Source organism: Streptomyces sp. S4.7 (genome assembly GCF_010384365.1).
Lineage (GTDB): Bacteria > Actinomycetota > Actinomycetes > Streptomycetales > Streptomycetaceae > Streptomyces.
Genome location: NZ_CP048397.1, coordinates 4,260,334 through 4,282,853 on the forward strand (window position 1 = coordinate 4,260,334; position 22,520 = coordinate 4,282,853).

General features: G+C 68.6%; 23 protein-coding genes and 1 tRNA gene. 5 read left to right on the forward strand and 19 right to left on the reverse strand.

The window, feature by feature from the left end; all coding sequences use genetic code 11:
• Positions 1-101 precede the first annotated feature (101 nt).
• From SSPS47_RS18990 to SSPS47_RS19000, 3 genes are all read left to right on the forward strand, one after another.
• Entirely contained in the window at positions 102-1,307 is a 1,206-nt protein-coding gene (locus SSPS47_RS18990) for a DNA polymerase III subunit delta' (protein ID WP_164252113.1), read from the forward strand.
• A 62-nt stretch (positions 1,308-1,369) separates the two neighbouring features.
• Positions 1,370-2,896 carry an alpha/beta hydrolase gene (locus tag SSPS47_RS18995; RefSeq protein WP_164252114.1) on the forward strand — a complete coding sequence of 509 codons (1,527 nt, stop codon included), beginning with the start codon at positions 1,370-1,372 and terminating at the stop codon, positions 2,894-2,896.
• 113 nt (positions 2,897-3,009) lie between these two features.
• A tRNA-Thr gene (locus tag SSPS47_RS19000) sits at positions 3,010-3,083 on the forward strand.
• A 47-nt stretch (positions 3,084-3,130) separates the two neighbouring features.
• Here SSPS47_RS19000 and SSPS47_RS19005 read toward each other — a convergent pair.
• From SSPS47_RS19005 to SSPS47_RS19075, 15 genes are all read right to left on the reverse strand, one after another.
• The gene (locus tag SSPS47_RS19005) at positions 3,131-4,528 is read right to left on the reverse strand and encodes a site-specific integrase (RefSeq protein ID WP_164252115.1); all 1,398 of its coding nucleotides are present in this window, start codon (positions 4,526-4,528) and stop codon (positions 3,131-3,133) included.
• Between the two features lie 61 nt (positions 4,529-4,589).
• Entirely contained in the window at positions 4,590-4,790 is a 201-nt protein-coding gene (locus SSPS47_RS19010) for a helix-turn-helix domain-containing protein (RefSeq protein WP_164252116.1), read from the reverse strand.
• Positions 4,791-5,100: 310 nt separating this feature from the next.
• On the reverse strand, positions 5,101-6,630 hold the full coding sequence (locus tag SSPS47_RS19015; RefSeq protein ID WP_164252117.1) for a YfjI family protein: 1,530 nt from the start codon (positions 6,628-6,630) through the stop codon (positions 5,101-5,103).
• Positions 6,627-6,986: a hypothetical protein gene (locus SSPS47_RS35540; protein ID WP_164247427.1), complete on the reverse strand. Its 360-nt coding sequence runs from the start codon at positions 6,984-6,986 to the stop codon at positions 6,627-6,629. Before SSPS47_RS35540 ends, SSPS47_RS19015 begins: the two co-directional genes overlap by 4 nt.
• A complete protein-coding gene (locus tag SSPS47_RS19025) occupies positions 6,983-7,840 on the reverse strand; it encodes a bifunctional DNA primase/polymerase (RefSeq protein ID WP_164252118.1) in 858 nt (285 codons plus the stop codon). Before SSPS47_RS19025 ends, SSPS47_RS35540 begins: the two co-directional genes overlap by 4 nt.
• Positions 7,837-8,622 carry a hypothetical protein gene (locus SSPS47_RS19030; protein ID WP_164252119.1) on the reverse strand — a complete coding sequence of 262 codons (786 nt, stop codon included), beginning with the start codon at positions 8,620-8,622 and terminating at the stop codon, positions 7,837-7,839. The genes SSPS47_RS19025 and SSPS47_RS19030 overlap by 4 nt, the downstream gene beginning before the upstream one ends.
• Positions 8,619-9,314, reverse strand: coding sequence for an SAM-dependent methyltransferase (locus SSPS47_RS19035; RefSeq protein WP_164252120.1), 696 nt, complete (start codon positions 9,312-9,314; stop codon positions 8,619-8,621). The genes SSPS47_RS19030 and SSPS47_RS19035 overlap by 4 nt, the downstream gene beginning before the upstream one ends.
• Before the next feature lie 85 nt (positions 9,315-9,399).
• Positions 9,400-9,708, reverse strand: coding sequence for a hypothetical protein (locus SSPS47_RS19040; protein WP_164252121.1), 309 nt, complete (start codon positions 9,706-9,708; stop codon positions 9,400-9,402).
• Between the two features lie 231 nt (positions 9,709-9,939).
• Positions 9,940-12,087, reverse strand: a complete 2,148-nt coding sequence (locus SSPS47_RS19045) for a hypothetical protein (RefSeq protein WP_164252122.1) — start codon at positions 12,085-12,087, stop codon at positions 9,940-9,942.
• On the reverse strand, positions 12,087-13,520 hold the full coding sequence (locus SSPS47_RS19050; RefSeq protein WP_239064978.1) for a hypothetical protein: 1,434 nt from the start codon (positions 13,518-13,520) through the stop codon (positions 12,087-12,089). The genes SSPS47_RS19045 and SSPS47_RS19050 overlap by 1 nt, the downstream gene beginning before the upstream one ends.
• Positions 13,521-13,767: 247 nt before the next feature.
• Positions 13,768-13,992, reverse strand: a complete 225-nt coding sequence (locus tag SSPS47_RS19055) for a hypothetical protein (protein WP_164252124.1) — start codon at positions 13,990-13,992, stop codon at positions 13,768-13,770.
• Between the two features lie 43 nt (positions 13,993-14,035).
• Positions 14,036-14,407, reverse strand: coding sequence for an RRQRL motif-containing zinc-binding protein (locus tag SSPS47_RS19060; RefSeq protein ID WP_164252125.1), 372 nt, complete (start codon positions 14,405-14,407; stop codon positions 14,036-14,038).
• The gene (locus tag SSPS47_RS19065; RefSeq protein ID WP_164252126.1) at positions 14,407-15,297 is read right to left on the reverse strand and encodes a DUF2637 domain-containing protein; all 891 of its coding nucleotides are present in this window, start codon (positions 15,295-15,297) and stop codon (positions 14,407-14,409) included. The genes SSPS47_RS19060 and SSPS47_RS19065 overlap by 1 nt, the downstream gene beginning before the upstream one ends.
• A complete protein-coding gene (locus tag SSPS47_RS19070; RefSeq protein ID WP_164252127.1) occupies positions 15,294-15,626 on the reverse strand; it encodes a hypothetical protein in 333 nt (110 codons plus the stop codon). Before SSPS47_RS19070 ends, SSPS47_RS19065 begins: the two co-directional genes overlap by 4 nt.
• Positions 15,623-15,913, reverse strand: coding sequence for a hypothetical protein (locus SSPS47_RS19075; protein WP_164252128.1), 291 nt, complete (start codon positions 15,911-15,913; stop codon positions 15,623-15,625). Before SSPS47_RS19075 ends, SSPS47_RS19070 begins: the two co-directional genes overlap by 4 nt.
• Positions 15,914-16,712: 799 nt before the next feature.
• On the opposite strand from SSPS47_RS19075, the gene SSPS47_RS19080 reads away from it, so the two are divergent.
• Positions 16,713-18,083 carry a hypothetical protein gene (locus tag SSPS47_RS19080; RefSeq protein WP_203557879.1) on the forward strand — a complete coding sequence of 457 codons (1,371 nt, stop codon included), beginning with the start codon at positions 16,713-16,715 and terminating at the stop codon, positions 18,081-18,083.
• A 5-nt stretch (positions 18,084-18,088) separates the two neighbouring features.
• On the opposite strand, the gene SSPS47_RS19085 is transcribed toward SSPS47_RS19080, so the two are convergent.
• The 4 genes from SSPS47_RS19085 to SSPS47_RS19100 form a co-directional block, all read right to left on the reverse strand.
• Positions 18,089-18,991: an aminoglycoside phosphotransferase family protein gene (locus SSPS47_RS19085; protein ID WP_164252129.1), complete on the reverse strand. Its 903-nt coding sequence runs from the start codon at positions 18,989-18,991 to the stop codon at positions 18,089-18,091.
• On the reverse strand, positions 18,988-19,440 hold the full coding sequence (locus SSPS47_RS19090) for a GntR family transcriptional regulator (RefSeq protein WP_164252130.1): 453 nt from the start codon (positions 19,438-19,440) through the stop codon (positions 18,988-18,990). The genes SSPS47_RS19085 and SSPS47_RS19090 overlap by 4 nt, the downstream gene beginning before the upstream one ends.
• A gap of 213 nt (positions 19,441-19,653) precedes the next feature.
• The gene (locus tag SSPS47_RS19095) at positions 19,654-20,838 is read right to left on the reverse strand and encodes an XRE family transcriptional regulator (protein WP_164252131.1); all 1,185 of its coding nucleotides are present in this window, start codon (positions 20,836-20,838) and stop codon (positions 19,654-19,656) included.
• Positions 20,795-21,427, reverse strand: coding sequence for a hypothetical protein (locus SSPS47_RS19100; RefSeq protein ID WP_164252132.1), 633 nt, complete (start codon positions 21,425-21,427; stop codon positions 20,795-20,797). Before SSPS47_RS19100 ends, SSPS47_RS19095 begins: the two co-directional genes overlap by 44 nt.
• Before the next feature lie 458 nt (positions 21,428-21,885).
• Here SSPS47_RS19100 and SSPS47_RS19105 point away from each other — a divergent pair, with 458 nt between their 5' ends.
• The gene (locus SSPS47_RS19105; RefSeq protein ID WP_164252133.1) at positions 21,886-22,278 is read left to right on the forward strand and encodes a hypothetical protein; all 393 of its coding nucleotides are present in this window, start codon (positions 21,886-21,888) and stop codon (positions 22,276-22,278) included.
• Positions 22,279-22,520 lie beyond the last annotated feature (242 nt).

Genomic DNA, 22,520 nt, shown 5'->3' on the forward strand with positions numbered 1-22,520 from the left:
GATTGTCAGACCCTGGCCCCACAATGGATCCCGTAAGTCGGCAGCCGGTCCCGATCCCGGTCCGGATGCCGAAGCACGCAACTCGGAGGCGGTGACGGCGCATGACCGTATGGGACGACCTGGTCGGGCAGGACCGCATCGCCGACACGCTCACCGCGGCCGCCCGTGACGCGGACGCCCGTGTCACGGCCGAGTCCTCGGGCACCGCCCCGCCCGAGGCGACGAAGATGACGCACGCGTGGCTGTTCACCGGCCCGCCGGGCTCCGGCCGTTCCACCGCTGCCCGGGCCTTCGCCGCCGCACTCCAGTGCACCAGCCCGGACCGCGCGATGGGCGGCACACCGGGCTGCGGGTTCTGCGACGGCTGCCACACGAGCCTGATCGGTACGCACGCGGACGTCGAGGTGGTCCGCACCGACCTGCTCTCCATCGGCGTCAAGGACACGAGGGAGCTGGTCCGCCGGGCCCAGCTCTCCCCGGCTGTCGGACGGTGGCAGGTCATCGTCCTGGAAGACGCCGACCGCCTCACCGAGGGCGCGGGCAACGTCCTGCTGAAGGCCGTCGAGGAGCCCGCGCCCCGCACGGTCTGGCTGCTCTGCGCGCCTTCCCTGGAAGACGTCCTGCCCACGATCCGCTCCCGCTGCCGCCATCTCACGCTCCGTACGCCACCGGTGGACGCCGTCGCGGACGTCCTGATGAGGCGCGACGGCATCGAGCCGGTGGCCGCCGCCGCCGCGGCGCGAGCCACCCAGGGGCACATCGGCCGCGCCCGCCGTCTCGCCACGGACGAGCGGGCCCGCGCCCGCCGGGCCACCGTCCTCAAGGTCCCGCTGCGCGTGGAGGACATCGGCGGTTGCCTCCGGGCCGCGCAGGAGCTGATCGACGCGGCGGGGGAGGACTCCAAGGAGGTCGCCGAGGGCGTCGACGCCAAGGAGACCGAGGACATGAAGGCCGCCCTCGGTGCCGCGCCGGGCGGCCGGATGCCGCGCGGTACGGCGGGCGTGATGAAGGAGCTGGCGGACCGGCAGAAGCGCCGCTCCACCCGTACGCAGCGGGACAGCCTCGATCTGGCGCTCACCGATCTGACGGGCTTCTACCGTGACGTGCTGGCGATCCAGTTCGGCTCACGCACCGGGATCGCCAACGAGGACGTACGGGACGCCCTCGACCGGATCGCGAGAGCGTCGACGCCGGAGGCCACCCTGCGCCGGATAGAGGCGATCGTGGCCTGCCGTCAGGCGCTGGACCGCAATGTGGCGCCGCTGCTGGCGGTCGAGGCGATGACGGTGTCGCTGCGGTCCGGGTGAGTGCCGTCACCCGTACGGGCTCGGAAAAGAGACAGCCGCCGTGTGACGGTTAGGCTCCTCGAATGGACCTCAGGCGCCTCCTCCGTCTCTCCGCCGCCGGGCTCGCCGCGGCCGGTCTGCTCGTCTCGGGCTGCACTTCCGGCGATTCGTCGTCGGGCGGGACGTCGCCGGAGTCCGGGGCACCGGCCGCGCTGAAGAAGTACTACGGGCAGAAGCTCGACTGGCACGGATGCGGCGCGCCCGACTTCCAGTGCGCCACGATGAGGGCGCCGCTCGACTACGAGAAGGCGGACGGCGCCGAGATCAAACTCGCCGTCGCCCGCAAGAAGGCCACCGGCCCCGGCAAGCGTCTGGGCTCCCTCCAGGTCAACCCGGGCGGCCCCGGCGGCTCGGCCGTCGACTACCTCCAGGGGTACGCGGGCATCGGCTACCCGGAGCCGGTCCGCGCCCGGTACGACATGGTCGCCGTCGACCCGCGCGGAGTCTCCCGCAGCTCACCCGTCGAATGCCTCACCGGCAAGGAGATGGACGCCTTCACCCAGGTCGACCAGACGCCCGATGACACGACCGAGCGGAACCTCCTGGCGGCCTCCTACAAGAAGCTCGCCCAGGGCTGCGCGAAGCGCTCCGCCGACATCCTCCCGCATGTCTCCACGATCGAGGCCGCCCGCGACATGGACATCCTCAGGGCGGCCCTCGGCGACGAGAAGCTGTCGTACGTCGGGGCGTCGTACGGCACCTTCCTGGGCGCCACGTACGCCGAACTCTTCCCCAAGCGGGTCGGCCGCCTCGTCCTCGACGGAGCGATGGACCCCTCCCTGCCGGCCGACGAGATGAACCGCGACCAGACGGCGGGCTTCGAGACCGCCTTCTCGGCGTTCGCGGCGGACTGCGTCAAGCAGCCGGACTGCCCGCTCGGCACCGGTTCGGCGGCCGACGCGGCCCAGCGTATGAAGTCCTTCTTCGACACCCTCGACTCCGAGCCGGTCCCGACCGGCGAACCGCGAGAGCTCGGCGAGTCCCTGGCCACCACGGGTGTGATCAACGCCATGTACGACGAGTCAGGGTGGCCAGGCCTCCGTGATTCCCTCACCAGCGCGATGGACGGCGACGGCTCCGGGCTCCTCGCCCTGGCCGACAGTTACTACGAGCGCGAGGGCGACGGCTCGTTCAGCAACCTCATGTACGCCAACGCGGCCGTGAACTGCCTGGACCTCCCGGCCGCCTTCAACAAACCCGCCGACGTCGACGCGGCGGCCCCCTCCTTCCAGGAGGCGTCCCCGGTCTTCGGCACGGCCCTGGCCTGGGCCGGCCTGAACTGCGCCTACTGGCCGACCGAGGCGACCGGCACCCCCCACCGCATCGCGGCCAAGGGCGCACCCCCGATCCTCGTGGTCGGCACCACCCGCGACCCGGCGACCCCGTACAAGTGGGCCCAGTCCCTCGCCGAGCAGCTCGCCTCCGGCGTCCTGCTGACGTACGACGGCGACGGCCACACGGCGTACGGCCGCGGCAGCGACTGTGTGGACACGGCGATCAACACCTACCTCCTCGAAGGCACCCCACCCAAGAACGGCAAGAAGTGCTGACCACCCCCTCTCCACACTCACGGGCTGGTGCGGGGCACCCCTGAGAACCCTGTAGACTTGGCGCCGCTGCTGATGCGAACCTGACCGTGCGCGGACAGACAACTCCGCAGCTTGCCGCCTTAGCTCAGTTGGCCAGAGCAACGCACTCGTAATGCGTAGGTCTCGGGTTCGAATCCCGAAGGCGGCTCTGTGAAGGCCCCAGAACTCACTCGCCGTGATCTGGGGCTTTTGCTTTTACCGGATGCGTCGGCGCCGTCGCGCACGTGCCGCGCGGCTGTCGGTGGTCTCAGTTCTGGTCTCAGTCGCGGGTTCTGCGGTGGACTCCGGGGCGGGGAAGAACGCGTCTCCCATGCGTTGCATGGCGTCCTTGGAGAGGGTCGATCGGCCCTTGACGTAGCGGCGGGTCTGGCTGACTTGGGTGTGGCGCAGGATCTCCATGATGGTCACCAGGTCGACCCCGAGTTCGTTGAGGATCGTGCCGGCGGTGTGGCGGCTTCCGTCGTACAGGCGGCGGTCACTGATGCCCGCTTCGGCGAGTAGTTCCTTGAACTCGTCCCAGTCGGCGCGGGGATCGACTGGCCGGCCGTCTGGCCGGGTGAACACCGCGTCGCACTCCTGCCAGATGTCACCTGCCACGGCCTTGGCTTCCTCCTGGCGGGCCTTGTGTTCGCGCAGGGGCGGCACGAACGGCGGCGGAATGGGGACGGGGTTCTGACTCTTCTTCGTCTTGGGGCGGGTGAAGACCAGCCCGCCGCCTTTCCGTTGGGGGCAGATGCTCGCGTGGCGGGTGCACGTCTTGGCGCAGGGTTTGGGGCAGCCGCGTGTGTAGCCCTTGTGCGTGGCGCAGTTCGGTGGGCAGGGGGCGAACCGGTGGAGGCGCGCTCCGCAGGCGTGTGGGTCGGGGCAGCCGTGGCGCCAGGTGAGGCGTTGGAGCTGCCAGCGGGGGTGGAACAGTTCGTTGTCGAGGTCGACGTACGACCAGCGCAGTCCCAGCGTTTCGCCTTGCCGGAAGCCCATGCCGACGCCGACGATCCAGCGCATGAACGTGGGTCGCTTAGCCGCGGCGACGAGGAACGCCTTGGCCTGCTCCTGGGTGAAGGGGTTGGCCTCGGTCTCGTCTACGGAGGGCGGGTCAACGAGGGTGGCGACGTTCTCACCGATGATCCGGCGGCGGTGTGCGATCTTCAGTGCCCGCGAGAGGATGCGGTGCACCTTGAGCACGTGGGACGGGGCGTGTCCGGCGTCGAGCATCGCCCGGTACATCTTCTCCAGGTGCTCGGGCTGGAGCTTGTCGATCCGGTGGGCGCCGACGCCGGGGATGATGTCGTTGCGGGTCTTGGACCAGTAGTCGTCCAGAGACCGGGGCTTGAGCTTGAGGCTCGCGATGTCGGTGAGGTAGGTCTCCATCCACCCGGCCACGGTCGGCTTCCGGCCGGCCTTCGGGGCGCGTCCCTTGTCCCGGAGGGCTTCCAACGCTTTGACCTTGCGCTTGATCTCGGTCTCCGTGCGGGCCCGGCGGTGGCGCCGGTCGGGGCTGCCGTCGTCCTTGACGCCCATCGTGACGCGTCCGTGCCACCATCCGTCGGCACCGAGGTAGATGGTCGATTCCAGGTTCGGCTTGCGGGGGCTCATGTGCTCCTCCATGCGAGAGGCGGCCCCGGACACGGATCCGGGGCCGCCTCGTTGGTGCGGGTCAGCGGGGCAGGGGTTCGAGGTGGTTCACGTACGCCTCAAGGTCGCTGCGTCGGATACGCCGACTACGGCCCTGCTTGACGTACTTCAGGACCCCGGCAGCCATCAGTTCGTAGACAGTCGAGCGGCCGTACCGCAGAACGGCAGCCGCCTCTTTGGGCGTGTAGAGCAGTTGATCGACAGGCGGGGGCGCGGTGCTCATCGGTGTATGCCTCCTCGGCACGGGGCGCGGGCGGGCGCGATAAATGCCGGATGGGCTGTCAGAAATGACAGAAATCGGCGATTGGGCCTCTGAGCTGGGGTTTTGGCCTCGGTAGGGGTCGTGACAGAAATCGCGGAATATCTGACAGAAATCCCGTCCGGCTCGGTGGCATCGAGCCGGACGGGGCAGGGGAAGGGTTTCTGTCGGACTTCTTATTGTTTCTGTCACGCCCCCCGAGACGACTGTTTCCGCAGGTCAGGACTGGTTTCGGGGATTTCTGTCATTTCTGTCAGCGGGTGGGGGGTTTCTGTCAGCCGGTGGTGAGGCGGGGGTGGGCCTGGTAGCGGGGGGACGGGGGCCGGCCGCGTCCGGTGCGGGGTGGGAGGGGCTGTTGCCGGACCCATCCGTGTTCTTCGAGCAGGGCCAGGGCGGGGTCGAGGTCGGCCATGGCGGGGAAGTCAGCGCGGGACAGTCCGCGGAACAGCACGCGTTTGGTGAAGTCGGCCGGCCGGGTCTCCCGCAGGTGCGTGAGGACGTGGTGGGCGGCTTCCTGTGCGGGGTCTGCTGCCATGGCGTCGAACACGTCCACGGCGTGGGCGGTGAAGTAGTCACCCAGCTCGGTTGCGGCGGCCATCGTGGACGCCTCGATGGGCAGCGTCCATCCGTTGTCCGGGTGGGTGGCCAGGTGCAGGAGTCCCGCGATCCGGGCGACGGCGCCGTCGCGCTTGGACGCCCATTTGATGATCGGGTAGAGGCTTCCGCCCTTGCCGAGTCGGGACTCGGTGACTTTCTGGTAGGCGAGCATCACCGCGTCCGCCTCCGGGGTGAGCGTGAGGAGTGCGGGGTCGGTCCAGTCCGTAAGCGCCATGGCCAGGCCACCGAGGCGTTTGGCGTAGGTGGTGGCGGTTTCCTCGGACAGGAGTTCCGGGGTGAGGTTGCGGCGGCCGACGAGGGATTCGGGCCGGGAGTACAGGAACCGGGCGAGCAGCCCGCGCCCCTCGGCTCCTTCCATCCGGCCGATGGAATCGAGGACTTGGGGCTGAATGGCCAAGCCCATGGTGACCGCGGGGTGTTCGATGTGCTCGCTGTCGCGGCCCTGCCGGTTGACGCGGATCATGTCCCCGGCGTGCCCTTTGAGGAACATCCCGATGTTCGGGCGCCCGGAGTAGCGGCCGGCCATGATGTCGAAGATCTCACCCTCGGCGGACATGACGGAGATGCGTCCGCCCTGCCCGTGGAGGAGTGAGCCGATGGTCTCCGGTGTCACGTCGTCCGCGACGAGTTGCGGCACGGCGGGAACGCTCAGGCTCTCCGCTGTCTGCGCGAGGCTGACGGCGTCGGCGGTGAGCTGGTCGCGCTTCTCCGGTTCGGCGCAGGCGGCTTTCTGCGCTGCCTTGTCCGCGGCTGCCTTGGCGAGCTTCGCGGTGGTCTCGGCCTCGGCCCGGACGGGTGCGGAGAGTTCCACCAGCATCTTCTCGACCGCCAGGAGCGGGTCGACCATGAGCCCGAATACGGCGCTCTTGCGGTTGCCGGGATCGAGCGCGACGGCGGTGTAGATGTTGACCGGCTCGCGCCAGTGCCCCCGCACGCACACGGTGGCGCGCCCGCCGGCGGCGGTGGCGATGACCGCCAGGGCCAGGCACCCGGCCAGCTCCACCGGGGTCTGTGTCTCCTCCGCGACCTCGGACGCCATGTTCCCCAGCCAGTCGGGGAGCGCGTCCACGGGGAAGGCCGGGAGCTCCCGGCGGGCGGACAGCGGTACGGGTTCGTCCCACACCGGGCCGGTGATGGTCTCGGGATCGAGCGCGTCGAACCCTTCCCACAGATCAGTGGTGCTCATGCGGCCAAGCTCCCTTCCCCGCCGTCGAGCAGCGGGCAGTGTGCGCGGTGGTCGGTGTGGTCCTGGACGAGTTGCTGCACGGCGGCGCGGCCGATCGCGGTCCGGTCGTATCCGCACCGGCACCACGAGTGGCCGGACACCTTGGCCGACCAGTCCGGCGGCGCCACGACACGCAGCCACCGCACGACCTCCATGCGGCGCGTGGGCGTGTGCGGGTCACGGCGGACAGGCTTGGAAGGACGGCCTGCGGCCGACGACTTCCCGGCAACGACCGCACGCCCGGCACGAAGCGACGCCGGGGGCGCGTCCGGGGCGCCGTCGAGGGTGAGCTGTGCAGGGTCCGGCAGGGTGCTCATGCCGCCCTCCCCAGACCGTTGGCGACGGCACGGGCCGCGTATGGCTCGGGGACACCGACCGAGACGGCGGCACTGATGATGTGCGAGCCGAGGACGTCCAGTCCGCAGGGGCCGGGGCACTGCGCGTGCTGCCGGGCGAGGAACTGCGCGACGCCGAACGCCTGCGATCCGGCGCCCGATTCGCTGCGGGCGCGGATCAGGGCCGTGCCCCGTTCCAGGCCGGTGCGTACGTAGCGTTCGGTGTGACGGCAGCCGGTGGCCACCGACGCGTCCCACGCGGCGCGCTCCGGGAGTGAAGAGACCACCTCCCGCCGGGCGGGGGTGGTCTCTTCCTTCTCGACCAGCGCGCGGACGGCAGACGGCAGGGGCGCCATCTTGCCGGTACCGGGGCCGAGCCAACGGGCGTACTGCATAAGGGACTTGATGTCCACACCAGGACGCACGTTGTTGGCGGACCGCATGGCGCCGAGGTAGATCCAGTGCTCCCCACGCGTCGTGGCCACGGTACGGGTCGGCGGAAGGCTCTCACGCGCCCACACGATCGCCGAAGCGTTGTCGAGGTCCACGACGGTCAGCCCAGCACCGCCGGGGTAGTAGGCGACCGCCCGTGCCTCACGCCACGCGCCCGCCCACGGCGGGGAGGTAAGTACGGTCGTGTCGGTCGTCGCGCAGGCCCATCCGTGGCACGGAGCCGGGCAGACGCACCCGCCCGCGCGCTTCATGTGCGGACGGTCGCCGCAAGCGTTGTCACGGCATGCCGGGCAGTTCCCGAATGGCAGCTTCCCCGAGCGCAGCGGCAGCACGGGCACACCCGCCGCAGCGAGTTCCAGGGCGGTTCGCAGGTACTCGCTCATGCCGGTACTCCGTCCTGCGGAGGCAGTCCGCCAAGGACGCGCTCACGCCACTTGAGGGCGTACTCGATGCAGTTGGCGCAGTTCTTGTGCGTGTGGTCGGGCATGGGTGGGCGCTTGCGGGCGTGGTAGCTCCAGGCCAGGGAGTCGGCGGTGGCCATGAGGTGCCCGACCTTCTCCAGCCCGAGGGTTTTGAAGCCGAAGCCGTGCAGCTTGATGCCGTGGGCGGCGAGAGCGGTCACGATCTCGGCGCCTTCGCGGGTGGACTGGCGGCGGCAGACCGAGCCGAGCCCGACGAGCGGTTCCGCCGTGAGGTCGATACCGGCCCGGTCGTACAGCTCCACGCAGCGCTCGTAGTCCTGGAGCTCCCAGCCCTGCAACACGGGAATGATCGGCAGCTCCGGTGCAAGCGAACGTAGTTCGACATAGTTCGCGACCGTGCGCCGCTGGTGCTCGGCCACGCTCAGACCGGTGCCGGCGAAGACGTTCGGTCCGGCCTTGCCGCCGTGGATGATGAGCGGTTCACACATCCAGTCCTGAGGGGCCGCCCAGTCGAACGGCCCGACGTGCTCCCAGATGCGGCGCAGATCCCCCACGTACTGCCGGGGGCTGCGGGTCCAGCGGCCGTTCTTCTGGAGCTCCCAGAAACCACCGGAGTCCACCGCGTACGGGCCGAGGGCTTCGGGCAGCTTGACCGCTTCCACGAAGTGCTCCGACTTCAGGAACAGCGGCACATCGGTGAGCTTCACCCAGTGGCGTTTGTGCGTGGTCAGGTAGAACCTCACGCCGCCACCCCCGCACCTGCCGGGAGCTCCCGCAGCGAGAGCCGGAACGCGCGGCCGATGAAATGGGTGTAGGCCGGGGGGATGCATTCGCGGATGCCGTCTCGGTTCATCCAGGGCACGTCCATGACGCGGCGGGCCTGGTCGACGCCGGAGAAGTTGCCGACGTACTGCCCGTACCAGCCGGGCGGGACGGCGCGGCCCATCTTCGCCTGAGGCGCCGTGTGTTCGGGGTGGTCCGGGGTGGTGAGGGTCAGTCCGGGGCTGGGCTCGAAGTACCGGTGCCGGTACGTCTCCACGCCGAACATGGCCCCGCAGAGCATCACCGGACCGCGCAGCTTTGGGACGGCGCCCTTGACGTTCTCCATCACCCACGGGCGGCCGGTCGACTCCAGCGCGGCGCGGGTGGGGCCGATCAGGTCGGGGTGGTTGCGGTTCTGGATGCGCTGGCACTCCGAGTTGTGCTGGCAGGGCGGTGAGGCGTGGATGGCGTCGAACTCGGCCCCATGCTCGCGGATGAACGCCACGGCTTCGGCCTGGATGAACGTGTACGGGTAGCGGGGCTGCGGGTTGATGTCGACGCCGGTCACGTCGAACCCGGCGCGCCCGTATCCGGCGGCGGCTCCGCCCTGGCAGCAGAACGCGTCGAGCAGACGCGGTCGGCGCCCTCGCCGGAAGAAGTTCGGTTGAGTCATGCTGGGGGTTCTCCAGTTCTCTTCAAGGGACTGGGCGAGCCGGGGCGACCGCGATTCTTTGGTGAGAGGGGCGGTCGCCCCGGCGTCATTTGCCCTTCGGGCGGGTGAGCTTGAGGGTGAGTCCGCCGATGCCGATCGGTCCGGCGGCGCCCGCGATCGCGGCGGCGGTGTGGGCGGCGTAGTCGAGCAGTGCGAGGACCGCAGCGAAGGTGCCGACGATCCCGAGCGCGCCGGTCGTGATGACGACGATCGGGAGCAGGTACGCGCGTGCCGGGCGACCCTGCGCGGGGGTGTGGGTGACGATGACGATGGGCTGGCCAGTGGTCTGTGCCTGGCGGTAGAGGTCGGCGGGGATGTGTGGGGCGAGGGTGCCCGGCGGTTCGCGGTCGTTCATGACGTGCCCCTTTCCGGGTACGAGCGGGCCCCGCCGGAAGGTGTTCCGGCGGGGCCCGTGACGCGGTCTGTGCTTGTCGTGTTGCTTGTCGTCTGTCTTGTCGTGCGGGTTGTCGCTTGTCTTGTCTTGTCGCTTGTCGCCTCGCAGGTCAGGGACCCGATTCGGCGGTCACGACACCCGTCCGGCGCCTGTTGCCGTGGTGGGGTGACAGGCGACAGGTACGGGCTGGGGTCACTCGCCGCCGGGTGTCTCGGGGGCGTGCTGGCGGTGGACGTAGCGGGTCTTGGTGCCCGACCCGATCCGTACCGCTTCCCCGTCGTCGGTCCATGTCTTGAGCCAGCCGACGACGGTTTGACGGGTCGTGCCGTAGTCGTCCGCGAGTTCGCGGGCGATCGCGGAAGCACCGGTGCCTTCGGGGCCCGCGGCGAGCAGCAGCGCCAGCGCGGCCTGCCGCGCGTCGCTGTCTCCCTCGCGCAGGGCGGACAGGTTCAGCCCGGTCGCGGCCGGCGGCCGGTCCCCGATGGGCGGTTCGGGGGTGTTGCCGAGATGGGCATCGACTTCCTCCATGAACGCCCGTACCGCCGCTTCCTCGTCCGGCGTGCTCCCGCCCGTGTCGTGCAGGGCCGACAAGTTCAACCCCGTCCCGCTCGTGGCAGGTGTCGACGTCGGCCCGGTCGCCGGTACGGGGCTGGGGTTGAGGTGGTCGCGCATCCACGCCGTGCGGGTGGTGTCCCAGCGTCGCGCGTACGGCGCCCCGGCGGCGTGTGCCGACGGCGCGTCAAGCACGGGGTGGCGGTCGCTGGTGGCGGCGACGATGTCGCGGATCTGGTTGGGCAGGATCCGCCAGCATTTGAACAGCGCCGCGGGCGATTCCGGGGTGCCCATGAACCCGGAGCCCTTGTACGGGGCCTGGTCCACCCTGAGTCCGCGGGATCCGGGGAACAGCTTGGCCAGGTCCATACCCTCGGTCTCACCGCCGGTGAGCGCGACGCGCGCCTTGGCTTCACGTCGGATCATGAGGTTGCCGAGGACGGACCCGGTGGCACCGAGTGCGGTGAGGACGGTGCGGATGCCCATGGCGCGGGCGATGCGGATGACTTCGAGGATCTTCGCGGCGAGCTTCCGCATCTGGGGGTCGTTGCTCGCGAGGATCTCCGCACCCTCGTCAATGACCAGCATGACCTGCGGAATCGCCGAACTCACCGGTAGAAGGTCGGTGTTGGCCTGGGAGAGGAGGTCCTGGTAGGCCATCTTGCGGTGCTTGGCCACCTTGACCGCCGCATCCAGCATCAGGACCGCTTCGTCGTAGGTTCCGGCGAGCCAGTCCACACCCGGCCGCATCCCGCTCGTGGTCTGCCCGGTGGAGTCGAGTGCGGGGCGGACCCAGGGCAGGCCGGCCGACCCGGCGTTGAGGTCGATCACCCACGTCAGGATGTCCGTCGCGCGGGCGAAGCCGGCGAGGATGACGTGGACCATGTTGGTCTTGCCCGAACCAGTCGGGCCGACGACGAGGGCGCACTGCTCGCGCAGGTAGGCGCAGATCTCTTCGGCGTTGGTGCGGTAGCCCCACGGCAGGCCGGTGTAGATCGAGAGCGGCCCGTAGTCGGTGGGGTAGTCGAGTTTCGCGGACAGGACGTCGGCGGTGGTGACGTCGATCAGGACGCGGCCCTGGTGGATGCCGGGGCCGGCGGTGGCGGTGCAGCCGTGCGGCAGCCTCGCGTCCGCGCTGAGCTTGGCGGACTCCTTCGCGATCCGGTCGTACGTCGTCCCACCGGCGGGGAGTTCGGCGTCGATCGTGAACCCGGCACCCGTGGGCCACATCTCCACGGCGAGAACGCGCAGGGTGATCCCGCACACGCGCTGGATCCGGTCGACCCACTCCGCGGCGATCGCACGCCGATCGGCGCTGAGTTCGGCGGCGACCTGTCGTGCCGCGGCGGCCAGGGCCTCTTCCTCGCGTGCCTCTTCGTAGAGGCTGGCGGTGCGGGCGGCGGCCCCCATGCCGATACCGATCGTGGCCAGGGATCCGAGGGCGGTCCAGGTGAGGGGGCCGGTGGTCATGGCCCACGTGGTCCACCCGGCGCCGACGAGCCAGGACGCGGCGCGGGTGGCGATCGTGCGCCCCGCGTTCCGCACCCGCAGTCCGGCGATCGTGTGTCCGAGCGCCCCGGCGACACCGGCCGTGAGCGCCCAGCCGGGCGGCATGCCGGTGGCCGCGCCGGTTGTCGCGACGGCGAACGCCCCGGTGGTCGCGGACAGGGCACCTGTCACCGGTCCGTGGCCGGCGGCCCAGTCCCACACCGGCCCCGTGCTGTCCTGCTGCTTCTGCTTCTTTGTGCTGGTGCTGGTGCTGGTGCTGGTGCTGGTGGTGGTGGTCATCAGACGTTCCAGCCCTTCTCGGCTTCGGGGCCGTTGCGGGGGTCCTCGTGGCGGGCGATGTCCTGCTCGTGGGCCTGGCGGAACAGCGGACCGAGGTCACCGGCCGTGGACACGGCGTGCATCAGGACCTGGAAGAGGTCGTCGAACCCGTCGGCCACGGTCTTCTCCAGCGGGAACTCGGAGTCCGAGCGCTCCGCGAGGATGCGGAAGGTGTTGGCCACGCAGGTCAGGGCCTCGGGAAGGTTCTCGACCATGGCCAGGATCTCCATGGCGTCGTCGGGGGCGTAGGAGCGGGCGGCGTTCTCCATCTCGGACGCGGCCTCTTCGAACCGGAAACCAGACACGTGGATGACCTCCTGATGCGGGGCGGGAATGCCGGGGATGAGCTGTGCCGGGCGTTCGACGCGGTCGCCGATCTGCTCGTCGTCGTTCTCCGCCGCGGCATCGGCCGCAGCTTCCTCGTCGTCCTGAGCGGCGCGGATCGCGCGGTCACGTGCTTCGCGGTCCAGCCGCGCGGCACCCATCAGGCGCCGGTAGAAGCGGCGGCCGGGATACATCAGCCATCGCCAGCCGAGCCTGCGACCCAACGGGGTGGTGAGCATGCCGAGCACACCCAGCGGAGCGGACAGCGCCGCGGCGAGCAGGCGGCGGCCCTGCATCCGCAGCGTGGAACGCCACAACGCCGAACGCGCCCGACGACGCGCCGCCGCGTGACGCACCGACGACCGCTTACCGTCGACCTTGTTCTGAGCACGCCGGTCGCGAGCGGCACGGGCCTTGCCGACGGCCGTATCGCGCATCCGCCCGACCTGCCCCATGCCCTTGGACACGGCACGGCTGATGCCGCCCTTGTTCCCGGAACGGGCGGTGCGTGCAGCGGACTTGGCAGCGCGACGGGCATCCGCCACCTTCCGGCGCGCGTCGGTGCCCTGCGTACGGGCAGCGGCACGCGTCGGCGCCTGCTGCTTACTCGCCTGCCGCAACGCCTTGACCTGCCCCAACCGGCCCGCCGACGAGCGGCCGGAACTGAGCGGAGAACGCCCCGCGCGGCCACCGGCAGACGACCCGGCGGAGTGCTTGCCCTTGCCGGTGCGGGACTTGGAGCCCGCAGCGAGTCCACCGGAACGGGACATCCTCCCCGGCGTCTTGCCACCGCCGCGGCCACCCGTGCTGGTGTGCCCGGAGCGGCGGGACTGCGACGGAACACCACCGAGCCCACCGGCACCGGCACGACGCGGCGACGCACCGGACGCCGATCCCGCCTTGCCCCGCGACGGGTTGCGCTTGCGGCCCGTGCGGGACTGACGAGCGGTACGCGTGGCGGCGACCGTGCCGAGCACCACGGCGCCGGTCGCCGCGACCGCAGCGGCCACCGGACCACCGGTGAGTGCCGCGGTCGCGATCAGCCCGGCGGTGGAGTTGGCGCCTGTCATCGCGAGCGGCACCACCGGCCAAGCACCCGCAGTGTGCCCGCCCTGATCGGCGGAAGCCGCCGGAGTAGGCGCGGATTGGGGTGTGTTTTCACTGGTGGGAGGGGGTGCAGCCGCAGGGGCTGCTACCGCTTCCGTACTGGTATCCGTCATGCTGTGAGCGCTCCTTCAGGGGAGACAGGAGGCCCGACCGATTGCTGTGAGAGGTCGCCGGTCGGGCCTCGGTGAACTGCCGGGGCTGTGATGCGGGTCAGATCCGGTTGGGTTCGAGGGAGAAGAAGACGACGTTCGCCCGGTGCAGAGCCGGTGCAGAGCCGGTCAGCTCCGCGTACAGGGCGTTGAAGGCGTCCACACGCGTGGCCCCGGCGGGCGGGGTGTAGCTGCCGCTGGACGTCGCCGAGGCAAGACCTGGCTTTTCCACCGTCAGGACGAAGAAGTGGCTGCCCTGCGACCGGGCGTGCGGCTGGCTGGTCACGATGAATCTCCTGGTGATTGAGGCGTTCAGGCAGATGCGCTGATCAGTTGGGGTAGGCGCAGGGGACGCACATGCCGAGCGTGGGCGGGATGCAGTACCCGGCGTCGGTGCGGCAGTTGGGGCAGGTACGGCGGGCGAGCATCGCTTTGGCGAGCGCGGCGGCCCGGCCCGGTGTCATGGGGCGTACGGGCTTGGCGCGGTCGATCCGGTAGAGGTAGGCGACCGCGACGCCGGCCTTGCGGCGGCGGGATCGGCGCATCAACTGGGCGGCGATGTCCTGACCGCCGGGGCGCAGTCCGCGGGCCCGTAACTGCCGGCGCGTCGCCAGCCCGTCCGGCGCGAACTTCCACGGGTAGGTGGGTATGCCGTGGCGGGCGCCGTTGGGGTCGTAGCACTTGCCGAACGTCGGGGACATCAGCTCTCACCGCCGACTGCCACGAGGTGCGGGTGGTGCGAGTCGCTGTCGCTGGTGTCGCGTACGGCGAGGATCTGCTTGCGCGCCCATGACTCGCTCATGCCGTATGCCTCGCCCAGTGCGCGGGCACTGAGCGGGCGGCCCGCCTGTGCGGATTCGGCGTACGTACGGCGTGCGTCCTGCCGCGTCCGCTCCAGCTCCGCTTCCTCGAACTGGGCCTGCCGCGTGTCCTCTTCCTGCGCGCCCGGCTCCGGTGTGCGGAGGGTGTGCGGGCCGTGCGGATCCTCACCCCCCACACCATCCGCACCCTCCCCGACCAGGGCGGATACGGTCGGCACCGCAGGCAGCTCCGTACCGGAGGGCGAGCCGACCGCGCCCACGTGCGCGGCAGGGACGGGGGTGTGCGGCAGGTGTGCGGATGAATCCGCACGCCGCTCGTACGCCGGTTCGCTCACGGGTGCCGGACGGTGGTGAAGCACCTTGGCGACCAGGTCGGAGCCGAAGAAGATTGCCCCGACCGGAAGTGACGTGGCGATGAGGACCAGGGCGTAGTGGGCGGGGTCCCAGTCGGCGAGCCGGACCAGGGTGCCGACTTCCGGTGCGTGCAGCGCGGGGACCAGTCCGTGGACGTAGTTCAGGAGGAGCGACGCCACGGTGTAGCCACCGAGGATCCACAGCGCGACCGTCTTGTCCCGTCCGGTCAGGACCAGGGTCGCGATCAGAGCGAGGGCCATCAGGCCGTCGACCACGAACGGGTACAGCAGCGACGCCTGCTCGTCGGCGCCGATCGCACGGGCCACGTCCCGCAGCGCGTTCCACGACACGCGGAACGCCATACCGACGACCACGACCAGCGCGAGCACGAGCCCGCTTGCGGCTTTGCGGTTCATGCGAGCGCACCCCCGTCCGGGCCGGACGCGTCGCTGTAGCCGTGCAGATGCACGTCCGCGCCGCCGTAGGCGATCGACGCCGTGAGCGACCGCGTGTGACCGCCGCTGTGGACGCTGTGCGTGACGCTCTCCGGCGGGATGGCCAGCGCCTCACGCCACGTTTCGAAGTCGCCCAGACCCTCGTGCAGGCGCAGCGTGAGCCGGCCGGGGTAGATGCCGGACAGGTCAACGGTGGGGGTGGGCAGGTGCCCGAAGTCCGCGTGCAGCAACCGCAGCACACGCAACGGCACGGCCAGCCCGTCAAACGTCAACGATCCGTTCTCGTTCATGCCGCGGCCCTCTTCCCCGCACGCACCCGGCGGGCCGTGCGCGGCAGGGTGACGACGTTGAACAGGTCCGGCGCCAGCGCCTCAACCGTCTCCGCGGCAACCGTGCTCGCACGATCCGGGAGCTCCGGGTTCTCGGCGAGGATGTCGCGCGCCGCATCCTCGCGGGCCGCGCGCTCCATCTCGCTCTCACCCTCGACACCCAGCCACAACTCCAGCGGCGTACCCAGGGCAAGCTCAACGAACTCATCAGCCGTAACGGCCGTATGACCAGCAACGATGACTCTCATGGGTCGAACTCCTCGTAGACGGTGGGAACGGCCCGAACTGCGGCCCCGGGTCTAGCCACCCGGGGCCGCTCGCCGTTGTGGAACCTGCAGATTTGCGGCTCCCTGCAACCCCGCCCGTACGACCGTGAAGGCCGGACGGGCAGAGGAGGCAACCGGCCGCAGCCAGCCCGAGAGCCGGGCGCGGCGGCGAGACTGTTGAGCACGCGGCGGTGGCCGCGCGGTTCGTCTTCTTGGGTTGGGCAGACGGGGCCCGCGATCTTTTCCCTTGTCTCACCTGTGCGTATGGATCGCGTGTCCAGCCCGGAGAGGGGTGGCGCGGGAAAAGGTGCGTGCGAGTCGCACAGGCAGGGACTACGGCTTGTCGCTGTTGCCTGATCCCGGGTGACCAGAGGACGCAACCTGTGTGGCGCCCCTCCGCAGATCTCTTGCTCGGAGGCGCCGGCGCGTCGTAGCTCCGGGGGCATCTGTTCAGTTTTCAAGCAAGCGAACGCTGCCTTTGTACTGACCCCTGGGGGCTTTCCTCCGGGCGCTCTGCGGTTGCACCAATGCGTGGTGTGTATTACCTACCACTCACGTTGGCAGAAGGATTCCGCGCCGTCAACCCGTAGTTTTCGACTCGGACTCGCTGGCCGTCCCGTGTGGTGGTGGTCCAACTGTTGCCGGACAGCCCGCACTTCGGGAGCGTGTACTAGGGGGTGCACTCGTGCACCCCGACGTGCAAAGCCTCTGCACAGTGGCCCTGACCTGCGTAGAGTGACGATGAGTCAAGCTGGGACTACGGCCGCTCTCTGGGGGTTCGATGGCAGACCGGAACGCCGGACTGGCCGCGCTCATGCAGGAAGCAGACTTCTCCCACAAGTCACTTGCTCGTGCGGTGGTCACCGCTGCCGCTCAGTCAGGCGAGGACGTCACCTGTGACCACACGTACGTGACCAGGTGGCTCAAGGGCTCCATCCCGCGCGGCAACATGCCGCAGTTCATTGCCGACGCGATCGGGCGCAAGGTGGGGCGCCGCCTCACGATCGATGACATCGGGATGGGCGACGCGGCCGTGTCCGCCGTGCAGCCTGAGTTGGGGCTTGACTTCCCGGACAGGCCGGAGAGTACGGCCAAAACCGTGGCCGACCTCTGGCGTGCCGACCTTGCCGACGCTGAGACGCTGGTTCGGGCACTGCCCGATTCTGCGGCTTGGAGTACCGCGTCCCTCCGCTGGATCGTGGCTCCTCCAGACAGAGAGCTAACACGGACGGGCAACCGGGCGGTTGGTGCCGTGGACGTGGACATGGTTCGCTCTACAGCCGACGCGTTCAGCATGCTCGACGGCAAGTTCGGCGGTGGCCATGCCCGGCGGGCGCTGATTCAGTACCTGCACACGGATGTCCGGCCGATGCTTGATGGGAAGTACTCCGACGACGTGGGCAGGCAACTGCACTCAGCCGTGGCGGAAGCGCTCCTGCTCGCCGGTTGGATGTCGTACGACAGCGGCCTTCACGGCATCGCTCAGCGGTACCTCATCCAGGCGCTACGCATGACGCAAGCGGCTGGTGACAGGCTTCTCGGCGGAAGCATCCTGTCCGCCATGAGCCATCAGGCCACATTCCTGGGGCGGTACCAGGACGCTGCGACGCTCGCTCGTGCCGCGTACACCGGCCCCGGTCCTGCACTGGGGCCGACGATGGCCGCACAGTTCCGCGCGATGGAGGCACGGGCATTGGCTCGGCTCGGGGATGAGCGTGGCTGTGACCTCGCTCTCGCGGAGGCCGAACTCAGACTTAACCAGCGGACGGCCGGCAGCGACCCGCCGTACATCGCGTACTTCGACGAAGTGGAGCTTGCTGCCGAGATAGGCCACTGCTTTCGCGACCTGGGACGTTCCATCGAAGCTGCGCAGCGAGGTGGGGTCTCCATCTTTGGCGACGGCCTGAACAACCGAAGCGACTTCTTCGCGACGATGGTTCAGGCTGAGACATACATCAATCAAGGGGAGATCGGCCGTGGATTCGAAATAGCGCTGAGCGCGCTGCAACTCGGCGAGGGGTTGAAGTCTGCGCGCTGCATTCAGTACGTGCGGGAATTCCAGGGGCGCGTCACGAGCGGGATGAGGCGGGTCGCGGAGTTCCGCACATTCGAGGAACAGGCCCGTGGCTTCCGCCTATGGCAACAGGCGTGACGTTTCTAGAACGGCGCCCAGTCCCGGCGAGACCCACCCGATCGTAGGCTTTGCACCCGCTTCTCAACTTCCTCGGCCGCGCGTGAATTGGTGCTGGCATTCTGGGAAAGCCACGTGACCATCAGAAGTTCCCGGATGCTTCGCAGAACTGTGTACCCGGACCATTCCCGCACGTCGAACCCGTACCCAGCGACAAAATCGGCGTACTCGGCTTCCGTGTGCCAGCCAAAGCTGTCGTAGTACATGGCAGTCTGCATGAGGTCCCACTCGCGGGGGCCTATAACGAAACCATCCATGTCGATGACCTTTGGGTGACCGGCCGCGTCGTGCAGGACGTTACCCACGTTGAAGTCCCCGTGCAGATGACCCGCCGGAAGCTCAAAGCGGAGGCGGCCGTACTCAGCAACCAAATCTTCGGCCATAGACTGGAGAAAAGCGCGGGTGGCGTCCGGAATGGCGGCACCCTTCAAACGCTGCGTAACTCTATCGAAAGGTTCAAGCGACGGGAGCGAAAAGGGAGGCGACTTCAAATCGTGAAGCCGCCGCAGCAGCGCGCCCATTTCTCCTGTACTCGCGTACGCATCTCCGTCGGAAAGACCTTCCCAGAACGTCACCGGGTGGCCCTGAATAACAACCGGCTGTTCGGCCGCCGTGACGAGTCGCGCCGCCGGATACCCCTCGGACGCGAGCCATTCCGCCACGGCCACTTCCCTGCGTACGGAGGGAAGCCGATCGGGACTGCGGCCGACCCGGGAGACGATACGGCCGCCGTCTAGACGGAACACGGCATGGTCGCCGAACCGCAGCATCTCGATCCCGTCCGTGCCCACGTCCGCGACCTCGCACGCCTTGCGCAATATGGCGCCCGCCGCGCCAGCGTCGAACTCAGTCCTTTCGGTCGTCGTCATGCCGTCTGAGTCCCCCGTCCGGCCGGCAACGCACGTACTTCCCGCCCCCGCGCGGCACCCTTACCGATGAGGCCTTGCCCCTCCATCTGCGCGATGGCAGAACGGACGGCCGTCCGCGACGCTCCGAACCGTTCGCACAGCTCCTTCTCTGTGGGGAAACGGTCGCCGATGCTGACCCCGTCGACCCGCAACAGGTCGGTCACCTTCTCGACCAACGGTCGGCGGTCGCCGCTCCCTGCGACGTACCACCCAGCTCCCTGAACCGACTCGATGACGCCCTCAGCCCTGAGCGCGGCAAGGGCCCGCTCGATGGTGCTGCGGCTCACGCTGTACTCACTCACCAGCGCCGACTGAGACGGCAGCGCCTCAGCGATCTCGCCGTTCCTGATCTTTTCGTGAAGGGATTCCGAGACCTCCAGGTACGTACCTCGCGGACTGACCTGCGGCACGTGGTCTCCTCTCCTCTGGCCTCGACAGCAACCCAGTGTCGCGTCACGTGTCAAGTTTTCCACGTCCCGCAGGACACGCCGATGGCCTTGCCTCCCTGTTCCGGTCGGCATCGCTCGGGCTCAGGAGCCGCATCCCGTCTCATGCCAGCCTCGAAGTGACGGGGTGTAGGTGAGAGACACGCGCTTACGGATCAGAAGGCGGTCTGGTGGCCGTCAGAGGGCTTGGAGACGCGAGCTCCGGCGACGGCGGTCACCAAGACTGATGACGTTGTCCATCGCCCGCGCTGCTGGGTCGATGGCAATGTCGGGCGCCAGCGACCGCATAAGCACTGGGTGGAGCCCCAGTTCTTCGGAGGCCTGGAGGAGAGACGGGGGCTCACCATACTTGCGGCCTAGCATCGCCCTCATGAGGGTTGGCTGTTCCGCGTGGACTACCACAGGCTCACTGGTCCTCCAGCCCCGAGCGCCGAGCTGCTTGTAGAGACTTTCTCGGCGAGTCTGATCGATGTGTCCGAGATCGTAGGCGCGGTTGATGAGCGCTTGGATGGACACCCCCCACCGCTTTTTGAGAGCAGCGAACTCTCTGAGCATCAACGGTCCGTTGAAAGCCTCTGCAGCCCGCTCTCTCGGCAACAGGAATGCGCCGGCGAACCGATGTGCCTCACTCTCCGCGCGCTTGGAATCCAGCCCGTTACGGCGCGCCGGGTGGAGCACTAGGTGCCCCAGCTCGTGCGCTGTCGTAAACCGCTGCCTGTCTCCGCTACCGGCGGAGAAGTAGCTGATCATGGATGGCTCAGATGTTCCTCGCCAGCAGGAGGCACCGGAATGTCCCACCACGATGTCCTCCCCTTGGCCTTGGGAGTCCACCAGCATCAGAGGGACGACAGGGATACCCGCACGCTCGCAGGCCCGGATAACGTGCCCAATCACTCCGTCAGCGCCGATTCCCAGAGCTGCGCGGGTCTGTGCAGCAAGGTCTTCGATGTCGTCGGAGGTGATGTCCCCTTCTGCCCGGGGCAGAGAGGTCCGGCGCACCTTTGTGTCTGTCATCAGGCGTACGGAAACCCGGTATGCCTCTCTGACTGTCGCCTCGACGCGGGAGACCTCCTTGGCCGACGCGCTGGCCTTCTTGCGGAACAGCAGCGTGTCGGCAGGGAGGTCAGAAGGGTCAACGTCGAAGAACGACATGGGTGTGCCAGTTGCCTCTGCGATGCGCACCAGCACGTCGTCGGTAACGAGTTTGATCCCTTTCTGGATCTGCGAGATGAGTGGTTGTGACACCCCAGCAGCCTGCGCAAGCTCCCCCTGAGTGAGCCCCATGAGGAGCCTCAGAGTTCGAATACGCTCCGCTGGATCACGTGCCACTTCCTTCACCCTCTTCGCGCTGGTCTTCTTCAAACTCGAAGGGCAATGCCAGGCCCTTGTCGTCTGGGACGAACTCCCAGTCCGTGAACGACTCAGTGTTTCTGGGAAGCTCGAAGTCGAGGTCAAACTTGGGCTGCCGACCCGGCTTCCACTCACCGATCGGACGAACGATGCGTACGGAGATCTCCCCGCCCTCCTCCGGCGGAGAGAGCCAGACAGCGAGGAGGTTGCTCGCCTCCACACCGAATAGATCGACAGTTCGATTGTAGTAGTAGCTGATCCGTGCCTTGTTGCGGCCCGGCGCCGGGATCATGTCAAACGGTGTCGCGTGCAGGAGCCGCAGGGTCATCATCCCGTTGCGAAGGTGCAGGCGCCCGCTGGAGTTCTTGACTGGCTCCCAGCCTCCGAGGTCAAGTCCTTCGTCGTTTCGCTGCTCGATGAAGCGACGCGCATGGTCCCGGGCCAGATCAGTGCGGCCCTTGGTGTAGCCCCCGCCCGTCATGCCGGACTCGTCATAGTGGCCGTGGGCGGCTGTGTAAGCGTGGTCAAGAGCCTCATGTAACGGACCAGAGAGGCCTTCGGCTGCCGAAGTGATGATCGAAGCGTCCTCGGGTGTGAGCATGGCGGTTATTTTATAACCGCCATGCTCACGGTATCAATCTCGCCGCACGCATCTACGGGGCGCACTTGAGGTGGTCATGCGGGACAAACGGGTTAGACCCGCTCTGGATGATCGGGCTCCAAGCGTCAAGGGTTTTCTGTGACGGACGTATCTCGCCAGATACGTCCAATGTGCCACGTCATGGACAGGGCCTCCAGCCCCTCAGCGAAGGGGGCAGCGAGCCGCGCACCCCTTCTGACCTGCCCCGTGAACCCCTACGAACGCCCCAGGACGGCCACGCTCACAGTTGGAACGCGCGCGTGCCGCGGACATCGCATCCTCGAATCGGCATGGGCGGACCTGCTTGCTCTGGGGAGCTCTCAGTTCAGGTCATCGACGGTCCTTAAGGTGGAGTGGGGTCGCCTGCGAAGGCAAGTGTTCGCCTGTTTCGCGGTGTGAGTGCCTGCGACGATGTCAGCATGTCGACGCCTGGAACGCCTCTCCCCGCTGCGCTCATCCCCGACTGCACCGAACTGGAAGCTCACCGTGCTGCCTACAAGAGCGCAAAGACCAACGATGCGATCTTTGTCTGCATCGCTCGCCAGGGATCGCGCTGGAAGGTGGAGCTTGACGCATTCTCCAGCAGCGGGCCCAGCATCCCGGAGCAGGCAGTTGCTGTCCTGCAGTCCGCGATTGAAGTACTGGTAGCTGACGGCACGGTGACGCAGGCCAACATTGCGCCGGACTACATCTCCATCAGGGCGATCGAGGGCGAGCGGAAGGCACGCGAAATCGCGGCTGCGCTCCAAGCCGCCATGCACGGACTCCGGCAGCTATACATCGCCGTTCCAGTCCCGCGCGGCCGGGCTTAGCCTCTGAGGCTCGCGCCGGCGTTCGGGGCAGCGCGGTGAGCAGAGGTTAGGCATAGCCCTCTTCGCCCCGTGAGCGGCGGTCTCAGTCGCGGTCTCATTTGCCATCGGGTCCGGCACTTTCCGCCGCCGTCTGCTGGCATCCGTGAACCCTCGCTGAGCAGGTCGTACGTCCGTATCGCGGATGGCCGTGGACGCCCTCGGACCGCGATCGGGCAACTTGTAATGCGCGCCTCTGACTCGGG